The organism is Micrococcaceae bacterium Sec5.8 (assembly GCA_039636775.1).
Taxonomy (GTDB): Bacteria; Actinomycetota; Actinomycetes; order Actinomycetales; family Micrococcaceae; genus Arthrobacter.
Map to the genome: position 1 here is coordinate 1 of CP143429.1, position 21,737 is coordinate 21,737.

Below are 21,737 nucleotides of genomic sequence, written 5' to 3' on the forward strand. Positions count from 1 at the left end.
ATGACAGTAGACGAAGCCAACCAAGCCAACACTGTCGGAAGTTCGTGGCGGCGGGTGGTGAGCCTGCTGGAAAACGACCACCGCGTATCACCCCGGCAGCGCGGCTTCGTCATCCTGGCCCAGGCACAGGGCCTCATCGGTTCCACTCTGTTAGTGGCTGTCCCGAATGAGCTCACACGCGAAGTGCTGCAGACGCAGGTGAAGGAAGCCCTCGACGACGCCCTCCGCAACGTTTTCTCCGACGAAATCCGGTGCGCAATTGACGTCGACACCGATCTGGTGCCACTGCACACGGAGCCGGAACCCGCCGTCGAGCTGTCCCTCGTGGCCGATCCTTCCGTGGAACTGAAACCACAGCCGATGCTCCCGAGCACCTCCCACGAATTTGGCCGCCTCAATCCGAAGTATGTTTTTGACACGTTCGTGATCGGATCTTCCAACCGTTTCGCCCACGCCGCGGCCGTCGCGGTCGCCGAAGCGCCGGCCAAGGCTTACAACCCGCTCTTCATCTACGGTGACTCGGGGCTGGGCAAGACCCATCTACTGCATGCGATCGGCCACTACGCCCGCAGGCTCTACAGCGGCATCCGGGTCCGCTACGTGAATTCCGAGGAATTTACCAATGACTTCATCAACTCCATCCGTGATGATGAGGGCACCAGCTTCAAGACCACCTACCGCAACGTAGATGTCCTGCTGATCGATGACATCCAGTTTCTGGCCGGCAAGGACCGGACGCTGGAGGAGTTCTTCCACACTTTCAACGCCCTGCACAACAACAACAAGCAGGTGGTCATCACCTCCGACCAGCCGCCCAAGTTACTTGCGGGCTTTGAGGACCGGATGAAGTCGCGGTTCGAATGGGGCCTGCTGACGGACATCCAACCGCCGGAGCTGGAAACCCGGATCGCAATCCTCCGGAAAAAGGCACTCAGTGAAGGCCTCTCAGCGCCCGATGATGCCCTTGAGTACATTGCGTCGAAGATCTCGAGCAACATCCGTGAACTCGAGGGGGCGCTGATCCGCGTCACGGCCTTCGCCAGCCTCAACCGCCAGCCGGTGGACGTGGCCCTCGCCGAAATGGTGCTGAAGGATCTGATCACTGATGACGGAGCCCAGGAAATCACCTCGGCGCAGATCCTCACGCAAACGGCCGACTACTTCAAGCTCAGCATGGAAGAGCTCTGCAGCAAGTCACGGACCAGGACCCTCGTGACCGCGCGGCAGATCGCCATGTACCTGTGCCGCGAACTTACCGACATGTCCCTCCCCAAGATCGGCCAGGAGCTGGGCGGCCGCGACCACACCACGGTCATCCACGCGGACCGCAAGATCCGTGAACTGATGGCAGAGCGCCGGGTCATCTACAACCAGGTGACCGAACTGACCAACCGGATCAAGCAACAGCAGCGCAATTCCTAAGGTGCCGTGCCGCGCACTCTAACCTTATTAACAGGCGCCTGTGGACAAGCCTGTGGATAGTTAAGGGGACAACCCCGGTTAATGGGCTTAAAACCCTTAAGGCATCTGTGGATCAGCGGATTGGCCAAAAATGTTATCCCCATCCACACCCTGTTTAAAACCTGCTCAACCCACAGTCCATGAACAGGGCTTAACCGCGGAACCGCACCGCCAGACGGGGTTATCCACAGTATCCACAGCAGTTATTAACACTACTAATCCCTAGAAAATGAAATTCCCTCAAATAACAACTTCGATCCGCACCCCGCACCCGCCCTCGACCGTTCCGGATCGAGCCCAAATCCAGGCCCCAGGCCCGGCCGGTCAAACCACATGGCTGTAACCCGGGGATGGGAGAATCACACATCTTGCGGCTAAGCTGTCAGCAGTGTGTCCGTCCTGGACAACTTTTGTAATTCCCTGCCGGAGCAGTGGCCCGGCCACCAGTGAAGACAGCAGCAATGAAAGGCGGCACCCTTCCGTGAAGTTCAGAGTCGAACGGGACGTCCTGGCCGAGGCCGTGACCTGGACCGCCCGGTCGTTGTCTCCGCGGCCGCCAGTACCCGTACTTTCCGGGCTGCTCCTGAAGGCCGAAGCCGGCACGGTCAGCCTCTCGAGCTTCGACTATGAGACTTCGGCGAGACTTGAAATTGCCGCTGACATCACCACCGAAGGCACCATCCTGGTATCGGGGCGCCTGCTCGCTGACATCTGCCGCAGCCTGCCATCAGCTCCAGTAGAGATCGAAACGGACGGCAACAAAGTCACCCTGAGTTGCCGTCGAAGCAGCTTCCATTTGGCCACCATGCCGGAAGCTGAATACCCCCCGTTGCCAGCCTTGCCGCCGATCAGCGGCACGGTACCGGGCGATGCCTTCGCCCAGGCTGTTTCCCAGGTGATTATTGCCGCCAGCAAAGACGACACCCTGCCGATTCTCACCGGGGTACGGATGGAGATCGAAGACGATCTCATCACCCTGTTGGCCACTGACCGCTACCGGCTTGCAATGCGTGAGGTGCCGTGGAAACCGGTCACTCCCGGAATTTCCACCAGTGCCCTGGTAAAGGCAAAGACCCTCAACGAGGTGGCCAAAACCTTGGGTGGCAGCGGTGATATCCATCTCGCCCTCGCCGATGATGACAGCCGCCTCATTGGATTTGAAAGTGGCGGCCGCACCACCACCTCGTTGCTGGTGGACGGCGACTATCCCAAAATCCGCTCACTTTTCCCTGAATCCACGCCGATCCACGCAACAGTTCAGACTTCGGAGCTCGTCGAAGCTGTACGCCGGGTTTCACTCGTGGCAGAACGCAACACCCCCGTCCGCCTGGCGTTCACCCAGGGGCAACTGCACCTCGATGCCGGCACCGGCGAAGATGCCCAGGCCTCAGAAGAGCTTGAAGCGCAGCTCACCGGCGACGACATTACCGTGGCCTTCAATCCGCACTACCTGATCGAAGGCCTTAGCGTCATCGAAACCAAGTTTGTCCGCTTTTCCTTCACCAGCGCGCCGAAACCGGCCATGATCACCGCCCAGAACGATGCTGACGGGGAAGACCAGGGCGACTACCGCTACCTGGTCATGCCTGTCCGGCTGCCGAACTAGCTGTAGGCCCCCTCCGCTCCGCCCCCGGAACCTCCGGCATCAGCCCTGGTGGTCTCCGTTACCCGCCATTCCAGCGCAGAAAAGAGTTCATCCCGTGCATATCGGACTAATTGGCCTTGGAAAAATGGGTTTCAACATGCGCGAGCGGCTGCGCAAGGGCGGACTCGAGGTCACGGGGTTTGACCGCAACCCGGACGTCACAGATGTTGCCAGCGTGGACGAGCTCATCGCCGCCGTGCCAACACCGCGGCTGATCTGGGTCATGGTCCCCTCCGGCGAGATTACCGACGCCGTCATCACCGAACTCGGCAGCAAACTCGACGCCGGGGACCTGGTCATCGACGGCGGCAACTCCCGTTACACCGAGGACCAGAAGCACGGAACCGCACTGGCTCAACAAGGTGTCCGCTTCGCGGACTGCGGCGTTTCGGGCGGGGTCTGGGGCCTGCAGAATGGTTACGGTCTGATGGCAGGTGGGGATACCGCCGACATTGAGCGGGCCATGCCCGTCTTTGACGCACTCCGTCCTGCTGGTGACCGCGCCGACAGTTTCGTCCACGTCGGCGGCGTCGGCGCTGGCCACTATGCCAAAATGGTTCATAATGGCATCGAATATGGGCTGATGCAGGCTTACGCCGAAGGTTATGAACTGCTCGCTGCCAAGGACATCGTTACTGATTTGCCGGGCACCTTCCGGGCCTGGCAAAAAGGAACCGTCGTCCGGTCCTGGCTGCTGGACCTGATGGTCAAGGCCCTGGACGAGGATCCCGGTTTGGAAACGATCGATGACTACGTCGAGGACTCGGGCGAGGGACGCTGGACCGTGGAAGAGGCAATTGCGAATGCTGTCCCGGCACCGGCCATCACGGCAGCACTTTTCGCCCGCTTTTCCTCCCGTGAGGACAATTCACCCGCCATGAAGATGGTCTCTGCTCTGCGCCACCAGTTCGGCGGCCATGCGACCCGGCCGGCCAAGTAGTTTTCCGCTGAAACTCTGAACCTGCGTGTACCTAGAACAACTTTCGCTGACAGATTTCCGCAGCTATGCCCAGGTGGAGCTGAGCCTGGACCCCGGTGTAACGGTGTTGGTTGGTTCCAACGGCATCGGCAAGACCAACCTGATGGAAGCAATCGGCTACTTGGCCACTCTCAGTTCGCACAGGGTCAGCTCCGATGCCCCCCTGCTGCGCTTTGGTGCCGAGCGCGCCCTGATCCGCGCCAAGCTCGTCCGCGGAGAGCAATCCACGGTGCTTGAATTAGAAATTAACAGTGCGCGGGCCAACCGCGCCCGAATCAACCGCAGTAATCCCGTCCGGGCCAGGGACATCCTTGGAATCTGCCAGACCGTTCTCTTTGCCCCGGAGGACCTTGCACTGGTCAAGGGCGATCCCTCCAGCCGGCGCCGTTTCCTGGATGAACTCCTGATAAGTCTCATCCCGCGCCATGCGGCCACGCGCAGTGACTATGACCGGGTACTCAAACAGCGCAATGCGCTGCTGAAGTCCGCTCGCGCGGGCAAGGTCAGCGCGGCGCATGAGGCCACCCTCGATGTCTGGGACCAGCATATGGCCAGCGCCGGAGCCGAGCTGTTGCATGCGCGGCTTGAGCTGGTGGATCGGCTCCGTCCCCACCTGGCCAGTGCGTATAGGCAACTCACGGATGGTTCGAAAGAGGCAGGTGCCCTCTACCGTTCGACGCTGCAGGGTGTTGTGGAGGACGACGGCGGCGCACCGGACGCTGCTTCCGTGCCTGCCGAGGACCTGCGGCTGCTCTCCGTTGCTCAGCTCACCGACCGCTACATCCAGGCATTCGCGGCGGCACGCCGCAAGGAACTGGAACGGGGAATTTCCCTCGTGGGGCCGCACCGCGACGATCTCGACCTGGTCCTGGGTTCGGCACCTGCCAAAGGGTATGCATCACACGGTGAAACCTGGTCCATGTGCCTGTCCCTGCGCCTGGCCTCGTATTACGTCATGCTTGACGATGCCCGGACCGGCGGGTCCGCCCCCATTCTGATCCTGGATGACGTTTTTGCCGAGCTCGACGTTCAACGGCGGCGTAAACTGGCCGCAATAGTATCCGGCGCCGAGCAGGTGCTCGTGACTGCCGCCGTCGAGGACGACATTCCGACGGAACTGGCCGGCCGGCGGGTGAAGGTAATCCCTGGAGGACTTGATGAGCCGGGCAATCGATGAATAAGGACACGGACGGCGGCCTGCAGCCGGGCCGCGATCCCGATGACATCGATGCTGCGCAGTCGGCGCTGAACAGAATGCGCGAGGCAGCAGCGTCCCGGGGCGAAATCCGGCGCAAGGCGCCGCCCAAACCGGGCACCGCGTCGCCGAAGACTGGCCGCGGCATAGGAAGTACCCGTGGTTTTGGGCAATTCCACGGCACCGGCCGGGACCCCATGGGGCTCGGCAAGGTTGTTGGCCGGCTTGTGGCTGAGCGCGGTTGGAGCTCTCCGGTTGCCGTGGGATCTGTTATGGCCGAGTGGGCCACGCTGGTTGGACCGGAGATCTCCGCCCACTGCACCCCCGAGAGTTTTACGGATACCACCCTGCACGTCCGGTGCGACTCCACCGCCTGGGCTACGCAGCTGCGCCTGCTCAGCCTGAGCCTGCTGGAGAAGTTCCGCACCGATCTCGGTGAGGGCGTGGTCACGAAGATCCAGGTCCTCGGACCGGCGGCGCCGAGCTGGCGCAAGGGCGGGCGGACCGTCAACGGGCGAGGACCCCGGGACACCTACGGATAGCCGGATCTGAAGCAGTTATTGCAAAAGGCTTGAGTATTCCGCAAACGGCGTGTAGGGCGCTTGGAGTCGCCGGAGCCGTATAGGCACCCGCGTCCGGTACCCCCAGAGCCTTGCAGGCGGAGCCTGAGGCCTCCCAGCGGTACTTTCCTGGCCGTTTGACCCGCCGGAATGCGGGTAAAGGCTACCGGGCACGGTAGAATCGGGGTAGATAACTGGGCGCCGGTGAAACGTTGACTGAGTCCGTTTCCGGCGCAAATTCGCGTGCGGTGGACGGATTCTCCAGCCAGCAACACAACCGGGGCCGTCAGTGATGTGCCCGTTGGCAGAAGCTGTTTCTCCGGAAGGGGCGACGGCCGGCCTAACCGAAAAAAAGGAGTCGAAAGCGCCTGTGGCTAACGACAATGCAGAGATCCCGGCAGTGGAACCCTTAGTGGCGGATGTGGTGGACACTTCGACGGAAACCGAAACTCCCCACGGTTATGGCGCCAGCGACATCACGGTGCTCGAGGGCCTGGAAGCTGTCCGCAAGCGTCCCGGCATGTATATCGGTTCCACCGGCCCTCGCGGCCTGCACCACCTGGTCTACGAAGTCGTGGACAACTCGGTGGATGAGGCCCTTGCCGGGTACTGCACGCACATCGAGATCGTGCTGCAGGCCGACGGCGGAGTCAAGGTGGTGGACAACGGCCGTGGCATTCCGGTCGATATGCACCCCACGGAGCACAAGCCCACCGTGGAAGTCGTAATGACCATCCTGCACGCCGGCGGCAAGTTCGGTGGCGGCGGCTACGCCGTTTCCGGCGGTCTGCACGGCGTCGGCATCTCGGTCGTTAATGCGCTCTCCAGCCGGGTCGACACGGAAGTCCGCCGGCAAGGGCACGTCTGGCGGATGTCCTTTGCCGACGGCGGCAAGCCGCAGGGCGGACTGGTCCAGGGCGAAGAAGCGACCGAAACCGGGACCACGCAGACGTTCTACCCCGATGCCGGCATCTTCGAATCCACGTACTTCGACTTCGAAACCCTCCGTGCACGGTTCCAGCAGATGGCCTTCCTGAATAAGGGGCTGCGGATCACCCTGACCGACGAGCGGCGCGCCGCGGCGGAGCCGTCCGAAGACGGGGACCTGGACCTTGATGCCGTGCCGACCGAGGGCGAAGTTCCGGCCGAGTTCCACACAGTCGTGTACCAGTACGACGACGGTCTGCTCGATTACGTGAAACACCTGAATTCCGGCAAGAAAGTCGATGTGGTCCATGAAGACGTCATTGCCTTCGAGACCGAGGACAAGGAACGTCACATCGCCCTGGAAATGGCGATGCAGTGGACCAACGCGTACTCCGAGAGCGTCCACACCTATGCCAATACCATCAACACCCACGAGGGCGGCACTCACGAAGAGGGTTTCCGTGCCGCGATGACCTCCCTCATCAACCGCTATGCGCGGGAGAAGAGCATCATCAAGGAAAAGGATGACAACCTCACCGGGGACGACATCCGTGAAGGCCTGACGGCCGTCATCTCGGTCAAACTGGCCGAACCCCAGTTTGAGGGCCAGACCAAAACCAAACTCGGCAACTCCGAGGTCAAGGGCTTCGTCCAGCGCGTCGTTACAGACGGCCTCGGCGATTGGCTCGAACGCAACCCCGGCCCGGCCCGCGACGTCATCCGCAAGGCCATCTCCGCGGCCCAGGCCCGGATGGCGGCGCGTAAGGCCCGCGACAACGCCCGCCGGAAGAGCCCTCTTGAGTCCTTCGGGATGCCCGGCAAACTCTCCGACTGCTCCTCAAAGAACCCGGAGAAATGCGAGGTCTACATCGTAGAGGGTGACTCCGCCGGCGGTTCGGCCAAGCGTGGCCGAAATCCGGAAACCCAGGCGATCCTGCCGCTGCGCGGCAAGATCCTCAACGTGGAACGTGCCCGGCTGGACAAGGCCCTCGGCAACGCCGAGGTCCAGTCCATGATCACCGCGTTCGGCACTGGCATCGGCGAGGATTTCGATCTGAGCAAGCTGCGCTATCACAAGATCGTCCTCATGGCCGATGCCGACGTCGACGGCCAGCACATCACTACTCTGCTGATGACCCTGCTGTTCCGCTACATGCGCCCGCTGATCGAGAACGGCTACGTCTACCTCGCACAGCCGCCGCTGTACCGGATTAAGTGGTCCAATGCGCCGCATGATTATGTCTACAGCGACCGGGAACGCGATGCACGGCTGCTCTCCGGCCAGGCCGCAGGCCGCCGCATTCCCAAGGACAACGGCATCCAGCGCTACAAGGGTCTGGGCGAGATGGATTACACCGAATTGTGGGATACCACCATGGATCCTGACCACCGCACCCTCCTGCAAGTCACCATGGATGACGCGCTGGCCGCTGACCAGACGTTCTCCACCCTTATGGGTGAAGACGTCGAATCGCGCCGGAACTTCATTCAGCAGAACGCCAAGGACGTTCGATTCCTCGATATCTAGTGGCCTTCGGGCATAAATATTCCAGAATCGATATATACCTGAAACGGAAAATATAGACTATGAGTGACGAAACACCAGAAGTCCCGGCCGACGGCGACGCCGTGGTTGAGGGCATCGTCCTTGACACCGATGTTCTGACCGACCGCGTCGAGCAGGTTGACCTGCAGACGGAAATGCAGCGGTCCTACCTCGACTACGCAATGGCCGTCATCGTGGGCCGCGCGCTCCCGGACGTCCGCGATGGACTCAAACCCGTCCACCGCCGCGTGCTATATGCGATGTTCGACGGCGGCTACCGTCCAGAGCGCTCCTTTAACAAGTGCGCCCGCGTCGTCGGCGAGGTGATGGGCCAGTACCACCCCCACGGCGACACAGCCATCTACGATGCTCTGGTCCGCCTGATCCAGGACTGGACCATGCGCTACCCGCTGGCGCTGGGCCAGGGCAACTTCGGGTCACCGGGCAACGACGGTGCCGCTGCGCCGCGGTACACGGAAACCAAGATGGCTCCGCTGGCCATGGAAATGGTCCGTGACATCGATGAGGAGACCGTCGACTTCCAGGACAACTACGACGGCAAGAATCAGGAACCCACCATCCTGCCGGCGCGTTTTCCGAACCTTCTGGTGAACGGCTCCTCCGGCATTGCCGTCGGCATGGCGACGAACATCCCGCCGCACAACCTCCGCGAGGTTGCCGATGGGGTCCAGTGGTACCTGGCCAACCCGACGGCCAGCCGCGAAGAGCTGCTCGAAGAACTGATCGTTCGCATCAAGGGGCCGGACTTCCCGACCGGCGCCACCATCCTCGGCCACAAGGGCATCGAGGATGCCTACCGCACCGGCCGCGGCTCCATCACCATGCGCGCCGTGGTCAACGTTGAAGAGCTCCAGGGCCGCACCTGCCTCGTGGTCACTGAGCTTCCGTACCAGGCCAACCCGGACAACCTCGCGATTAAGATCGCCGAGCTCGTCAAGGACGCCAAGATTTCCGGCATCGCGGACTTGCGCGACGAAACATCGGGACGTACCGGCCAGCGCCTGGTCATCGTGCTCAAGCGCGACGCCGTCGCCAAGGTGGTACTGAACAACCTCTACAAGCACACCCAGCTGCAGGACAACTTCGCGGCCAACATGCTGGCAATCGTCGACGGCGTGCCCCGCACACTGAGCCTGGATGCGTTTATCCGGCACTGGGTCACCCACCAGATGGACGTCATTGCACGCCGGACGCGTTACCGCCTCCGCAAGGCCGAAGAGGAAGCACACATCCTGCGTGCCCTCCTCAAGGCGCTCGATGCGCTCGACGAAGTCATCGCGCTGATCCGTGCCTCAAATACCACCGAAGCGGCCCGCGACGGTCTGATGCAACTCCTGGACATCGACGAACTCCAGGCCCGCGCCATCCTGGACATGCAGTTGCGCCGTCTCGCTGCCTTGGAACGCCAGAAGATCCAGGACCGCCACTCCGAACTCGAAGCCCTGATCGCCGAGTACAACTCGATCCTGGCCTCCGAGGAACGCCAGCGCGGGATTATCAGCACCGAACTGGGCGACATCGTAGCCAAGCACGGCGACGACCGCCGCACCAAGGTCCTGCTTGGCTTTGACGGTGACATGTCGATGGAGGATCTGATTCCCGAAGAGGAAATGGTCGTCACGATCACCCGCGGCGGCTACGTCAAGCGCACCCGCAGCGACAACTACCGTTCGCAACAGCGCGGCGGCAAGGGCATCAAGGGTGCGCAGCTGCGCGGTGATGACGTTGTTGAACACTTCTTCGTGACCACAACCCACCACTGGTTGCTCTTTTTCACCAATTTGGGCCGGGTATACCGTGCGAAGGCTTACGAACTCGTGGAGGCCGGGCGCGACGCCAAGGGACAACACGTGGCAAACCTCCTCGCGTTCCAGCCCGACGAGCACATCGCCCAGGTGCTGGACCTGCGGGACTACCAGCAGTCCCCGTACCTGGTGCTGGCCACCAAGCGCGGACTCGTGAAAAAGACCCGCCTGGAGGATTACGACACCAACCGGTCCGCCGGAGTCATCGCGATCAATCTCCGCGACGAGGATGAGCTGGTGTCCGCCCAGCTGGTCTCCGAAACTGACGATCTCATGTTGGTGTCCCGGATGGGACAGTCCATCCGCTTCACCGCCACCGACGAGGCCTTGCGCCCGATGGGACGCGCCACCTCCGGTGTCACCGGAATGAAGTTCCGCGAAGACGACGAGTTGCTGGCCGCCGACGTCGTTACGGCGGGCTCCTTCGTCTTCGTCGTCACCGAGGGTGGATACGCAAAGCGCACTGCCGTGGAAGAGTACCGCCTCCAGGGCCGTGGCGGCCTCGGCATCAAGGTGGGCAAATACCAGGAGGAACGTGGCCACCTGGTGGGCGCCCTGATCGTGCAGGAGGAAGACGAGGTCCTGGTGGTTATGGAGGGCGGCAAGGTGGTCCGATCCTCCGTGGCCGGAGTCCCGGCCAAGGGACGCGACACCATGGGCGTCATCTTCGCCAAACCGGACAAAAACGACCGCATCATCGAGGTTGCACGCAACAGCGAACGGGGCCTTGAAACGGAAGAAATGCTCGACGAGGATGCGTCCGAGGGCCAGGCATCAGGGGGCGATGACGTAACGTTGGCTGGAAATACCGGATCGCACGAGGGATCCGCAGCGGACGAATCAGCACCGGCCCCCGAGTCAGATGAGTCATCAGGCAATGCCGAGCTGGACGAAGACAACACCGGAGGTAACGCGTGAGTAATTCCGACTCATTTCCCAAGCAGACCAGCGATGCGCCCGGCGGAGCGCGGCAGTCCGCCTCTGCGCCGCGGGTAAGTGCGCCGTCCCGGCCCGAGCAGCGCCCGGGAACGGCCGGCGGAGCCAACGGCTCCGCCCAGCGCCCGCCAGCGCCCGTGCAGCGCCCCGGCCAGCGTCCAGCCCCTGCGGGGCAGGGTGGATCCGCGCAAAACACGGCGGGGCTGATCAAACCCGCACCCAGGGCCAAAGTCCGCCGTGCCCGCCTGCTGGTGAGCAAGGTGGATCCCTGGTCCGTGCTGAAGATGGCCTTCCTGCTTTCCGTCGCACTGGGCATCGTGACCGTAGTAGCGGCCATCGTGCTGTGGACGGTCCTGGACCTGACGGGAATCTTCGACCAGGTGGACGGTCTCCTGGGAACCCTGGCCGGATCCGAGGGCGGCGGTTTCGAATTGAAGAAGGTTGCCTCGCTGGGACAGGTGGCGTCCTTCGCGACCATTATCGCTGTCATCAACGTCGTCCTGCTGACCGCGCTCTCCATGCTCTCGGCAGTGCTGTACAACATCTCGGCCACCTTGGTGGGCGGCATCGGCGTGACCCTCACGGACGACTAATTCCTCCGGATTCCCGGGACTTCTCCCGGGAATCTGCCTCGATTTGAGATCGGGCCGGGATGTGCTGTAAAGTCGTATCTCGGCCCGATGAGGCATCGGGGCGTATAGCTCAGGCGGTTAGAGCGCTTCGCTGATAACGAAGAGGTCCCAGGTTCAAGTCCTGGTACGCCCACGGAATCTGTACAGATTCAAGTGGAGGGTCGGTTGATAGTTGGTTATCACCGATCCGGAACGGGGTGCGTGTGAAGAAGTTGTTGGTTGTTGCAGCCACTGTCGCAGGCGTCCTGCTCTACAAGAAAGTGCAGGAATCCGAGGCCCGAAAAACGGTCTGGAGCGAATCAACCGACACGGTTGATTAGTCCGGATTCCCGGCTTGGAAGCTGAAAATCGGCTCTCCGAACTAGGGTATGATTGACGGGTTGCTTCTTATGGGGGCATGGCGCAATTGGTAGCGCACCTGCTTTGCAAGCAGGGGGTTCGGGGTTCGAGTCCCCGTGCCTCCACCATAGGAAAGGCCCCGGGCCGCGAAAGCGGTTCGGGGCCTTTTGCATGTCCGCACCCGCGGGTTGACCTGCCCCACTACTGTTGGATCGTGAACTTCTTCCTCGCCGCCCTGGGCGTTCTCGGTGTGGCTTCCTCCGGGCCGCTGATTGCTGCGACTCTGGGAGCCACCTCCGTGAGCGCCCTGGCCATCGCTTTCTGGCGCAACGCGATCGGCTCGGCTGTCATGGCAGGGCCGGTGCTGGTCCGGAACCCACGCGAGTTTGGGCGGGTTACCGGCACCGAGTTCCGCTGGTCCCTGGCGGCCGCCGTAGCCCTGGCCCTGCACTTCGCGTGCTTCATCACCTCGCTGCAGCTGACCTCTGTGGCGGCTGCGACAGCTCTCGTCTGCCTGCAATCCGGTTGGATTGCGATTTTCCAGCTCTTCCGCGGTGTGCGGCACCGCTGGCCCGTCCTGGCCGGCCTGGGAATCGCCTTCGGCGGCGTCGTCGCAATTACCGGGTTCGACATGGGTACTTCGCCGGACGCGCTGCTGGGCGATCTCCTGGCGGTGGCCGGCGGCGTCCTGGCGGGCATCTACACGATTGCCGGCGGCAAGGCCCGTCAGACCATGGGGACCGGAATCTACACGACGCTGTGTTACGGCATGTGCGCGGCAGTCGTGGCGGTGCTTGCGCTGGTCTCGCAGCAGCCGCTGGCAGGCTTCGAATCCGCCGGCTGGTTTGGCATCCTGGCAATCACGGTGTGCGCACAGCTGATTGGCCACACGGCCTTTAACCATTTGCTGGCGACCATGGGTCCGCTGCTGGTGTCCATGATCATCCTGCTGGAGATCCCGGGGGCAGCGCTGCTGGCGGCGGCGTTCCTGTCCGAGACTCTGCCCGCCGGGACCTACGCTGGCTTGGCGATGATCCTGGTGGGGCTCGCCGTCGTGGTGCTCGGACAGCGCAGTTCACGCTCTGTGCGGCGTGCTGCCACGGGGATGGCGGAACTGGGAACCGACTGACGGTGCCGGAGGTAAGGCCGTGTGCTACTGCCCGCCGCGGCGGGCAGGCTGGGTTGTATTGACCGTGTGGATAGCCCGCAGCAGCTTCGCGGGAAAATATACGGAGAAGAAGACCACCATAGGGGCCTTGAGCGCCATCTTCTTGACGTTGTGGGCCTTGTAGGTGCGGTCGAAGCGCGTCACGTAGTAGCGGTAGTCGCGGGGGGAATCTTCCAGCCTGCGGGCGGACATACCGGAGATCATCTGCGGCCAATACTGGATACGGAGCTCGTGGTCCGCCAGGTGCAGGGACAAATCAATGTCCTCGTGCATCTCATCCTTCTTGTCCAGGCACGTCTCGCCCCGGATGATCTCCCATGCCGAGCGGCGCAGTGCCATATTGGATCCAAAAAGAAAGTGGTACTGGTGTTTGGCCAGCTTGAGCATCAGCTGGCGCATTTTGTCATCGGCCTTCAGTCCGAAACGGCGCATCGGCATGTCGTAGTAAACCACCGGGCCGGTCGCGGCGTGAACGGACTTGTCCCGGAATGCCTTCTGCACCTGCTCCACCCAATCCGGTTCGAGAACGGAGTCCGCGTCGATCCGGCCAAGGATGTCTCCCGTGGCGTGGTCCAGTCCGAAGTTACGTGTCGGTATCAGGCCCTGGGCCTTCTCCTGACGGAGCAGGATGATGGGGCTCTCGGGGTATTCCAGCTGCATCTGCCGGACGATATCGGCCGTCCGGTCTTTCGACATGTTGTTGACGACGATGATTTCGTGCGCCGGGACAGACTGATACACGGCAGCAATCAAGCACTGCCGGATGACACTCTCCTCGTTGTACGCCGGGATGACGATCGACACGGCAGGCGTTTGCACAGCGTCGCGTAAGGCATCCTCAGAGGATTTATCGGGTGACATTCCCCCAAATTTAGCACTACCGTGATTTTTCCAGCCCGGCACCGGGCGATGCCCGAGCAACGAAGTGGTAACCATCGCGCAAAAAAGGGAGGAATCCCGCCGTCAGCGGAACTCCTCCCTCACCGGCCGCCCGCAGGCAGCCCACTGGCTTGACTAGTTGCCGGTGCTCTTATCGGTGCCGTTGTTCAGGCTCGCGGCGATGTTGCGGACCGCGGTTTTTGCATCGGTGGCGACCTTGGTGGATGCGTCTGAGGAGTCCTCGGCGGCGTCGGAGGCGACGTGCTTCGAGGTGTCCGCCGCATCCTCAGCTGACTCGGCCGCATCAGCTGAAGCGTCCGCTGCCGCGTCCGCTGCAGCGACGGTCGCTGTGCCGGTCTGGGCGGCAGCGTCCTTGGCGGACTCCTTGACGTCGCTGACGGTGGTAGCCGGAGCAGGCGCCGGGGTGACCGGCGTGGGGGTCTTCCAGGGATCCTCAACGGGCTTGGAAGCCTTCCAAGCGGCAACTCCAGCGGCGGCTGCCGCAGCGATGATGCCAAAGATCAGCAGCCCGCGGTGCTTTGGCTTCTGCGGCTTAGCCACCTCGACGCCGACGGCTTTGCCAGCTTTGTCCACAGCAACCTTTACGTGGCTGCCCGCCGTCTTGGCCTGCTCCTGCACGACGTGGATGATTCCGGCGTCACCGAGCCGCTGGGCAACAGCGTCCACCTGGGCCGGCGCGCCCTGGAGAGTCCGGTGCACGGCGTCGGATGCGTAACCAATCTGGTCCGAAAGCTTCGGCAGGTAATCCACCACCACGCGGTCGCGGGCGTTCGAGATGACCGGTGTAGCCCTGTCCAGTGCCTCGTGCAGGCGCGGCGCCGCACCTTCGACGGCATCGGTGATTTTCGGCGCAAGGTGGGCCAGCCCATCCTGGAGGCGGGGAGTCACCGTCGCGACACCATCGGCCAGATTGTGGGCCGCCGACTTAAGTCCCTCCTGGATCCTGGGAGAAGCCGTATCAATGCCCTGCTGCAGGCGCGGAACGGCCCAGTCAACTGCCGCCTCGACCTTGGGTGCAGCCCAGTCCTTGGCGTTCTCTACTGCGGTGCTGACTGACTGCTCCAACTCGCGGGCAATACGATCCGTTTTCTTCACAACTACCTCCCGATTAATGTGACGATTCTGCAGTTAGCCTACGTGTCCCGGACCTCACCGGCTATTCCTCGCGCCGATTTCAGGCTGATTTCACCCAGCGCGGAACTAGCGGAGAGGCCCGGTGCGCAGTGGTCCGGCATGGAAGAATGGGGCCTATGACTGCCATCGCAACTGCAAAAGCAACCATCCACACGAGCCTGGGCGACATCGTCGTCAATCTTTTCGGCAACCACGCACCGAAAACCGTCGAGAACTTCGTCGGCCTGGCCACCGGCGAGAAAGCCTGGACCCACCCCGAATCGGGCGAGGACAAGACCGGCACGCCGTTGTATGACGGCACTATTTTCCACCGGATCATCAAGGACTTCATGATCCAGGCGGGCGATCCTTTGGGCCGCGGTGTCGGCGGACCGGGCTACAAGTTCGACGACGAAATCCACCCCGAGCTGACTTTCAACGAGCCCTACAAGCTGGCCATGGCCAACGCCGGCATCCAGATGGGCCGCGGCACCAACGGCTCGCAGTTCTTCATCACCACCATTCCCACCGGCTGGCTGCAGGGCAAGCACAGCATCTTCGGTGAGGTGGCTGACGCCGAGTCCAAAAAGGTGGTTGACGCTATCGAGGGTGTCCGCACCGGCATGGGTGACCGTCCGGTTGAAGACGTCGTCATCAAGAGCATTGACGTAGTGAAGCTCTAACCCGCCGCATGAGCTACGGAATTCCGGCGGCAGAGCCGTCCGCGCAGGTCCCGGTGTGCCCCCGGCACCCGGACCGGCCCGCCTATGTGCGCTGCCAGCGCTGCGGACGCCCTGCGTGCCCCGACTGCCAGCGGGCGGCCGCCGTCGGATTCCAATGCGTCGACTGTGTCAACGAAACAAAACGTTCGACGCCGGAGGTCCGGACCGTCTACGGCGGCGCAGTGACCACCGGCAGACCCGTCATCACGTTGTCCCTCATCGGGCTCTGTGTTCTCATCTTCGTCCTCCAGTGGTTGGTCCCCAACGACGGCGTCTACCAGAACCTGGCCTTCGCCACGGTGTATGCGTCCCCGGAGTATGGAGTCTTCGAGCCTTGGCGCATGGTTACCTCCGCCTTCCTGCATTCCCAAGGCTTCATTCTCCATATCGTGCTCAATATGTACATGCTGTGGATCTTCGGTCAGGCACTCGAGCCCCTCCTGGGCCGGATCCGCTTCCTCGCTGTCTATCTCCTGTCGGCTTTCGGCGGATCAGTCGGGTACCTGCTGCTGACGCCGGGCTATGTTCCAGGCCAGCCGCTGAGCGGGGTCGTGGGTGCATCCGGAGCCATTTTCGGCCTCTTCGGTGCCATGCTGGTGGTCCAGCGCCGCCGCGGAGGCGACACCAAACAACTGTGGGTGCTGATCCTCATCAACGGAGCCATCGGCTTCGTGGTGCCGTCGATCGCCTGGCAGGCGCACCTGGGCGGCGCGGTCACCGGTGCCTTGTGCGCCGCCGTCGTGGCGTACACACCCCGTGGCCCGCGGCAGGGCCTGCTGCAGGCCGGTGGCCTGGTGCTGGTGCTGGCGCTTCTCGTAGCAGCCTCCGCCCTCAGGGTTGCCAGCGCCTAGTCACGCCCGGCCAGCGGTCCGGCCCTAAAGCCGCGCCCTCTTCGCGCCGCCCGGGCTTCCTCGGGCCAGAGTCCCGCCAGCGGTCCGGCCCTAAAGCCGCGCCCTCTTCGCGCCGCCCGGGCTTCCTCGGGCCAGCTGCGGGTTTCTATTGACACCAGCCCGGTGTCCCGGCCTACCGGCCCCTTGAATCTCCCGGGAACCACCGGCCCGGCACGTTCTCGTTCGGGGCGGGCCAGGAGCCAGGTGTCGCCCGGTGGCGGCATTCCCGCCCGGTAGTGCGCTGTGGGATGGCCCCCGCCGATCAGCGGCCCTGGATTTCCGCGGCCGGGGTGGAGGGAGCCGAAAAGCAACCGGGCGGGGGCGTCTATTGGCGAACCGGACCGGGATCCACCCGCCAGGCGCGGCCGCCGGGCAGACTTGTCCACAGGGTTTATCCACACTGTTGGTAACTTACACGCCTGTAGTTCAAGTCGTCTCCACGGATCTGACGGCCAGTGCTGGCGATTATGCTGACCGGCACTCCCGTGTGTCCACAATTGTGGATAAGTCCTGTGGGTTGCCCTGTGGTTAAGTGGACAACTCCGTCCCAGGGCAGCATCCGCCGGTTACTGGTTCTGTCTCACGCTCCTCCCGGCTGCACCGGTCCGGACGCGGCTGTGGAACGACGCCTCGGGATAAATCGGATTTCAACACGTTTATTCACAGTGTTAATAACTTGTCGGTCCAAGCAATCGGCCCTAGATGGCGCCACAGGGCGGCAGAAACCGCGGTTGCACCCATCTGTACGCCCGTTATCCCCAGCTGTGGATAAGTTGTGGGTACTGTTTTGTTATTAAGTGGATAACTTTGATTTCCGGTACTTTCACCCGTTCCGTCGACCGGCCCTTCTGCCGGGCTTGGTCCGGCCGGCCAGAACTCCTCGTCGTCGAAACTTATCCACAGGTAATCCACACTGTTAATAAGTGGCGTGCCGGAACGTCGGCTGGGGGCCTCGCCGGCGCGGTGTTCCTGAGGCCTGCAGAGCGCGGCGACGCGCCGCGGAAAGAACCACTGGGCCGAAAGTTACCCACAGTGTGGATAACCGGGTCAGGAGTTGTGCACAGCGGAGGGGATCAGCGCGGCCAGACGCCGGAGGTGCCCCTGCGGTGGCTGTCCAGCAGGTGGGTGTCGACCATGCCGATGGCTTCCATGAGGGCGTACATGGTGGTGGGTCCGACAAACGCGAAGCCGCGCTTCCGCAGCGCCTTGGACAGGGCAACGGACTCGGCTGAGGTGGTGGGGACGTCCTGGTGCGTGGCTGGCTCGGGGGTGGAGTCCGGCTTGAAGGACCACACAAAGTCGACAAGTCCGCCGTCGTCCCGCAGCGCGAGGGTGGCCTGGGCGTTAGTGATGGCCGCCCGGATCTTCAAGCGGTTGCGGACGATCCCGGCGTCCAGAAGGAGGCGCTCGACGTCGGCCTCGGTGAAGGCAGCCACCGTCCCGGGATGGAAATCATGGAACGCGGCCCGGAACGCCGGCCGTTTACGGAGAATGGTGGCCCAAGACAGACCCGCCTGGAATGCCTCCAGACTGATGCGTTCGTACAGGCCCTGCTCGTCGCGGACCGGCAGTCCCCACTCCGTGTCGTAATACTCGCGCAGCAGGGGATCCACGGCCGCCCAGGCCGGCCGGGCCAGGCCGTCGTCGCCGATCACCGCACCCAGGGCTACCGTGTTCATCGGGACTCCTTCGCTCTGATACTTCTCCACTGCGGCACCATTTGTTCCCAGTGGGCCGGGCGGAAGATGCAGAAGACCGGCACACCTGGTGTACCGGTCTGCTGCGACATACTGCGGAATTCAGGAACGCCAGCGGGTGGTCATCAGGAATCCCACGATCGCGATGCCGAAGCCGGCCATGATGTTCCCTGCTCCCCAGGCGGCGACCGGAAGCGTGCCTTCGCTGATGTAGAAGGTGATGATCCACAGGAGGCCCAGGATCATCAGGCCGAACATTACCGGCTTGAACCAGACCGCGTTGGGCTTGTTGTCTTGAGCGGTGGACGTCTGCGGCGTTGCGGGGGTGGCGCGCTTGCGGCGCTTTGACTCGGGCACGGGTCCTCCTGGCGGCTGGATCAGGAGCTCAGCTTCGGCTTGATATCCTGCAAGAAGGAATACACCGGCGGTCAGCGCGCTCTTGGTCACGTATGGGTTCTTAGTCGGAGCCAATTCTAGCTGTAGTTCCTGCCGCGGCGTCCGCCCGGAACGTCCCCCGATTCGGCAATTCAACGATTGGTTCAGCAAGGCACCCATGAACACAACCAAGATCCTCGTCGTCGACAACTATGACAGCTTCGTCTACACGCTTGTGGGATACCTGCAGGAGCTTGGCGCGGAAACCACAGTGGTCCGCAACGACGACGTCACCTTGGCGGAGGCCATCGGCCTGGCCGAGGCCCGCGACGGCGTCCTCATTTCGCCGGGCCCGGGAAACCCTGCCGGGGCGGGGGTCTGCATTGAGTTGATTAAATGGTGCGGCAACCAGCAGAAGCCGATGCTTGGTGTGTGCCTGGGCCATCAGGCGCTGGCCGAGGCCTACGGGGGAACAGTCACCCACGCTCCTGAATTAATGCACGGAAAGACCTCGCTCGTGGAGCACCACGGCGGCGGAGTGTTCGCCGGGCTGCCATCGCCCTTCACGGCGACCCGCTACCACTCTCTGGCCGCGGTCCGAGACAGCATCCCGGAGGTCCTGGACATCACGGCTGAGACGGCCAGCGGAGTGGTGATGGGACTCCAACACCGGACGGCTCCCCTCTGCGGGGTGCAGTTCCACCCGGAGTCCGTGCTGACCGAGGGGGGCTACCAGATGCTCGGAAACTGGCTTGAATCCCTCGGCATGGCCGGCGCCGCCGCGCGTGCCGCCGCGCTGAGCCCGCTCATCAAGCACTGATCACGGCGCTGGCCACCAGCTAGGTTCCCTCTGACTTGCCAGTCTTGGTCGGCGAGGGTGTCGGGGTGGGCGTTGGCGTGGGGGTGGGTGTCGGCTCGGGACTAGGCGGCGGAGGCGGCGGCGGAGCCTTGGCTACGGTGACGCTGACGGTCTTGCCCTGTTCCACGAGGGCTTCCGCCACATCAGCCTGGCCGGTGACCTTTCCCGGCTCCACCTGGGAGTTTTCCACCTCCGTGGCATTCATGCCCAGACCAACAGCCTTCAGAGCTGCTTCCGCCTCGGCCCGGGGAAGTCCGATGAGTTGGGGAACCACCACCTTGCCGGTGGAGACGATGATTTCCACCGAGCTTCCGGCTGCCACGCTCTGGCCGGGGGCCGGATTGGTGGTGATCACGACGCCGGCGGGCACGGTGGGACTGTTGGCCATGGTGGTGCCGGGCGCCCCGGCGAGCCCGTTCTGGCGGAGGACATCGCGGGCAGCCGCTTCCGTGCGCCCGGGGAGGTCGGCAGGAATGGTGATGACACTGGGGCCCTCGGAGATGTTCAAGGTAATGTCCGAATTCGGATCCAGGGTAGTACCTGTGGCCGGGACAGTCCCGACGGCGAGTCCTTTGGCGATGCTCTCGTGCTGCATCCGGTTCAGCTGGGGTTTCAACCCGGCGTTGTAGAGCCTCTGGAGCGCCTCGGTCTCCGTCAATGACGTCACTGAAGGCACCAGGACCTTGGCCACTGGGGGCGGTGCCTGGTTCATCATGTTATAAAGCCAGAGACCGCCTCCTGCCAGTACAAGGATAGTGACGATCATGAGGGCGGCGATCCACGTCCGGCGTCGGGATGTCTGGTGCTGGGTAACTTCCCGTTCGGGCGGAAGGACCAGCCGCAGGCTGCCGGCGTCCGCAGCGTCATATTGGACACTGTGTTCCCGCGGAGCGTGGGAAATATCGGCTGATGCGTCCGGCACGGGCCAGAGCCTGCCCGTGGGGGTCTCATCGAGGAACTTTGCGCCGGTCACCGGGATGGCCGTTGTTGCTGCGTTGTCCGGCGCCGGAACCGTATCGTTCGGGTTGGTGGGCGCTTCGCTAGCAGAGGGCGGAACGACTCCGACTCCGCTCCGCGCGGCCCGCAGGGCGCGGCGGAACGCCGCGGCATCCTGGAACCGGTCCGCACGGTTCTTTTGCAGCGCCTTCATCAGTACGCTGTCCAGGGCCTCGGAGACGTCGGGATTCAGGCTGCTGGCAAGCTCGGGAATTTCGCGAACGTGCTGGTAGGCGACGGAGACGGGACTGTCGCCAATGAAAGGGGGCCGGCCGGCCAGCATTTCGTACAACAGGCACCCGGCCGAGTACAGGTCGCTGCGGGCATCAACGGTCTCCCCGCGGGCCTGTTCAGGGGAAAGGTACTGAGCAGTGCCCACCACGGCCTGGGTTTGGGTCATGGTGGCCGCCGAGTCCGCCATGGCACGGGCGATCCCGAAGTCCATTACCTTGACGCTGTTGGAGTCCGGGCAGAACATCACATTGGCGGGCTTAATGTCGCGGTGGACGATCCCGGCCTTGTGGCTGTAATCGAGGGCCGAGAGCACTCCCAGCGTGAAGCCGATGGCTTGGTCAATGCTGACTTCATGGGCTTTGATCAAGTCACGGATGGTCCTTCCGGAAACGAACTCCATGACGATGTACGGGACCCGGACAGTGTCCTCGTGATCGCCCGGGACAGCGTGGTCGCCGGTGTCGAAGATGGCAACGATGGACGAGTGGTTGAGTGCGGCCACCGCCTGTGCCTCGCGCTTGAATCTCGCCTGGAACTGCGGATCCCGGGCCAGGTCCGGGCGGAGCAGTTTGACGGCCACGGTGCGGCCCAGCCTGGTGTCCACACCACGGAAGACGTCGGCCATGCCTCCGCGGCCGATGAGTTCACCCAGCTCATAGCGACCGCTGAGGACGCGCTGCGTGTTCGCGGGGCCGCGGTCCTCCCGGTGCGATGGGGGTTGGGGTGAAATGGACATT

18 protein-coding genes and 2 tRNA genes are annotated in these 21,737 nt (G+C 63.2%); 15 read left to right on the plus strand and 5 right to left on the minus strand.

Annotated features, from left to right (window positions below):
- The 12 genes from dnaA to VUN84_00060 all read left to right on the plus strand — a co-directional run bounded on the left by dnaA (position 1) and on the right by VUN84_00060 (position 13,175).
- Complete coding sequence (dnaA, locus tag VUN84_00005; protein XAS64120.1) at positions 1 to 1,422, plus strand: chromosomal replication initiator protein DnaA; 1,422 nt, start codon at positions 1 to 3, stop codon at positions 1,420 to 1,422.
- Positions 1,423 to 1,942: 520 nt separating this feature from the next.
- Entirely contained in the window at positions 1,943 to 3,067 is a 1,125-nt protein-coding gene (dnaN, locus tag VUN84_00010; protein ID XAS64121.1) for a DNA polymerase III subunit beta, read from the plus strand.
- 94 nt (positions 3,068 to 3,161) lie between these two features.
- Positions 3,162 to 4,046, plus strand: coding sequence for a decarboxylating 6-phosphogluconate dehydrogenase (gene gnd, locus VUN84_00015; GenBank protein XAS64122.1), 885 nt, complete (start codon positions 3,162 to 3,164; stop codon positions 4,044 to 4,046).
- Positions 4,047 to 4,071: 25 nt separating this feature from the next.
- A complete protein-coding gene (gene recF, locus VUN84_00020) occupies positions 4,072 to 5,262 on the plus strand; it encodes a DNA replication/repair protein RecF (protein ID XAS64123.1) in 1,191 nt (396 codons plus the stop codon).
- Entirely contained in the window at positions 5,259 to 5,822 is a 564-nt protein-coding gene (locus VUN84_00025) for a DciA family protein (GenBank protein XAS64124.1), read from the plus strand. The genes recF and VUN84_00025 overlap by 4 nt, the downstream gene beginning before the upstream one ends.
- Before the next feature lie 388 nt (positions 5,823 to 6,210).
- Complete coding sequence (gene gyrB / locus VUN84_00030) at positions 6,211 to 8,295, plus strand: DNA topoisomerase (ATP-hydrolyzing) subunit B (protein XAS64125.1); 2,085 nt, start codon at positions 6,211 to 6,213, stop codon at positions 8,293 to 8,295.
- A 59-nt stretch (positions 8,296 to 8,354) separates the two neighbouring features.
- Positions 8,355 to 11,057 (plus strand): DNA gyrase subunit A, encoded by a 2,703-nt coding sequence (gene gyrA, locus VUN84_00035; GenBank protein ID XAS64126.1) that lies wholly within the window; start codon positions 8,355 to 8,357, stop codon positions 11,055 to 11,057.
- Positions 11,054 to 11,668, plus strand: a complete 615-nt coding sequence (locus VUN84_00040; GenBank protein XAS64127.1) for a DUF3566 domain-containing protein — start codon at positions 11,054 to 11,056, stop codon at positions 11,666 to 11,668. The genes gyrA and VUN84_00040 overlap by 4 nt, the downstream gene beginning before the upstream one ends.
- Positions 11,669 to 11,766: 98 nt before the next feature.
- Positions 11,767 to 11,840: transfer RNA gene (locus VUN84_00045), tRNA-Ile, on the plus strand.
- A 70-nt stretch (positions 11,841 to 11,910) separates the two neighbouring features.
- The gene (locus tag VUN84_00050) at positions 11,911 to 12,027 is read left to right on the plus strand and encodes a DLW-39 family protein (protein XAS64128.1); all 117 of its coding nucleotides are present in this window, start codon (positions 11,911 to 11,913) and stop codon (positions 12,025 to 12,027) included.
- A gap of 71 nt (positions 12,028 to 12,098) precedes the next feature.
- Positions 12,099 to 12,174, plus strand: a tRNA-Ala gene (locus VUN84_00055).
- An 86-nt stretch (positions 12,175 to 12,260) separates the two neighbouring features.
- Positions 12,261 to 13,175 carry a DMT family transporter gene (locus VUN84_00060; protein ID XAS64129.1) on the plus strand — a complete coding sequence of 305 codons (915 nt, stop codon included), beginning with the start codon at positions 12,261 to 12,263 and terminating at the stop codon, positions 13,173 to 13,175.
- A gap of 24 nt (positions 13,176 to 13,199) precedes the next feature.
- Here VUN84_00060 and VUN84_00065 read toward each other — a convergent pair whose 3' ends face one another.
- The gene (locus VUN84_00065; GenBank protein ID XAS64130.1) at positions 13,200 to 14,075 is read right to left on the minus strand and encodes a glycosyltransferase family 2 protein; all 876 of its coding nucleotides are present in this window, start codon (positions 14,073 to 14,075) and stop codon (positions 13,200 to 13,202) included.
- A gap of 153 nt (positions 14,076 to 14,228) precedes the next feature.
- Positions 14,229 to 15,209, minus strand: a complete 981-nt coding sequence (locus VUN84_00070; GenBank protein XAS64131.1) for a hypothetical protein — start codon at positions 15,207 to 15,209, stop codon at positions 14,229 to 14,231.
- Positions 15,210 to 15,364: 155 nt separating this feature from the next.
- Here VUN84_00070 and VUN84_00075 point away from each other — a divergent pair, with 155 nt between their 5' ends.
- Together VUN84_00075 and VUN84_00080 are read left to right on the plus strand one after the other, a co-directional pair.
- Positions 15,365 to 15,910 (plus strand): peptidylprolyl isomerase, encoded by a 546-nt coding sequence (locus VUN84_00075; protein XAS64132.1) that lies wholly within the window; start codon positions 15,365 to 15,367, stop codon positions 15,908 to 15,910.
- An 8-nt stretch (positions 15,911 to 15,918) separates the two neighbouring features.
- Positions 15,919 to 16,800 (plus strand): rhomboid family intramembrane serine protease, encoded by an 882-nt coding sequence (locus VUN84_00080; protein XAS64133.1) that lies wholly within the window; start codon positions 15,919 to 15,921, stop codon positions 16,798 to 16,800.
- Positions 16,801 to 17,912: 1,112 nt separating this feature from the next.
- On the opposite strand, the gene VUN84_00085 is transcribed toward VUN84_00080, so the two are convergent.
- On the minus strand, positions 17,913 to 18,518 hold the full coding sequence (locus VUN84_00085) for a DNA-3-methyladenine glycosylase I (GenBank protein XAS64134.1): 606 nt from the start codon (positions 18,516 to 18,518) through the stop codon (positions 17,913 to 17,915).
- 120 nt (positions 18,519 to 18,638) lie between these two features.
- The gene (locus VUN84_00090; protein ID XAS65896.1) at positions 18,639 to 18,893 is read right to left on the minus strand and encodes a cell division protein CrgA; all 255 of its coding nucleotides are present in this window, start codon (positions 18,891 to 18,893) and stop codon (positions 18,639 to 18,641) included.
- Positions 18,894 to 19,089: 196 nt separating this feature from the next.
- Between VUN84_00090 and VUN84_00095 the strand changes: the two genes are divergently transcribed.
- On the plus strand, positions 19,090 to 19,731 hold the full coding sequence (locus tag VUN84_00095; protein XAS64135.1) for an aminodeoxychorismate/anthranilate synthase component II: 642 nt from the start codon (positions 19,090 to 19,092) through the stop codon (positions 19,729 to 19,731).
- Between the two features lie 19 nt (positions 19,732 to 19,750).
- On the opposite strand, the gene pknB is transcribed toward VUN84_00095, so the two are convergent.
- Positions 19,751 to 21,736: a Stk1 family PASTA domain-containing Ser/Thr kinase gene (gene pknB / locus VUN84_00100; protein ID XAS64136.1), complete on the minus strand. Its 1,986-nt coding sequence runs from the start codon at positions 21,734 to 21,736 to the stop codon at positions 19,751 to 19,753.
- Position 21,737: the final 1 nt, after the last annotated feature.

Excerpts from the sequence above, each read along its gene's own strand:
- VUN84_00025 (XAS64124.1), top strand. The coding sequence starts at position 5,259 with ATGAATAAGGACACGGACGGCGGCCTGCAGCCGGGCCGCGATCCCGAT.
- gyrA (XAS64126.1), top strand. The coding sequence starts at position 8,355 with ATGAGTGACGAAACACCAGAAGTCCCGGCCGACGGCGACGCCGTGGTT.
- pknB (XAS64136.1), bottom strand. The coding sequence starts at position 21,736 with ATGTCCATTTCACCCCAACCCCCATCGCACCGGGAGGACCGCGGCCCC.
- VUN84_00080 (XAS64133.1), top strand. The coding sequence starts at position 15,919 with ATGAGCTACGGAATTCCGGCGGCAGAGCCGTCCGCGCAGGTCCCGGTG.
- VUN84_00095 (XAS64135.1), top strand. The coding sequence starts at position 19,090 with ATGAACACAACCAAGATCCTCGTCGTCGACAACTATGACAGCTTCGTC.
- dnaA (XAS64120.1), top strand. The coding sequence starts at position 1 with ATGACAGTAGACGAAGCCAACCAAGCCAACACTGTCGGAAGTTCGTGG.
- VUN84_00085 (XAS64134.1), bottom strand. The coding sequence starts at position 18,518 with ATGAACACGGTAGCCCTGGGTGCGGTGATCGGCGACGACGGCCTGGCC.
- VUN84_00075 (XAS64132.1), top strand. The coding sequence starts at position 15,365 with ATGACTGCCATCGCAACTGCAAAAGCAACCATCCACACGAGCCTGGGC.
- VUN84_00065 (XAS64130.1), bottom strand. The coding sequence starts at position 14,075 with ATGTCACCCGATAAATCCTCTGAGGATGCCTTACGCGACGCTGTGCAA.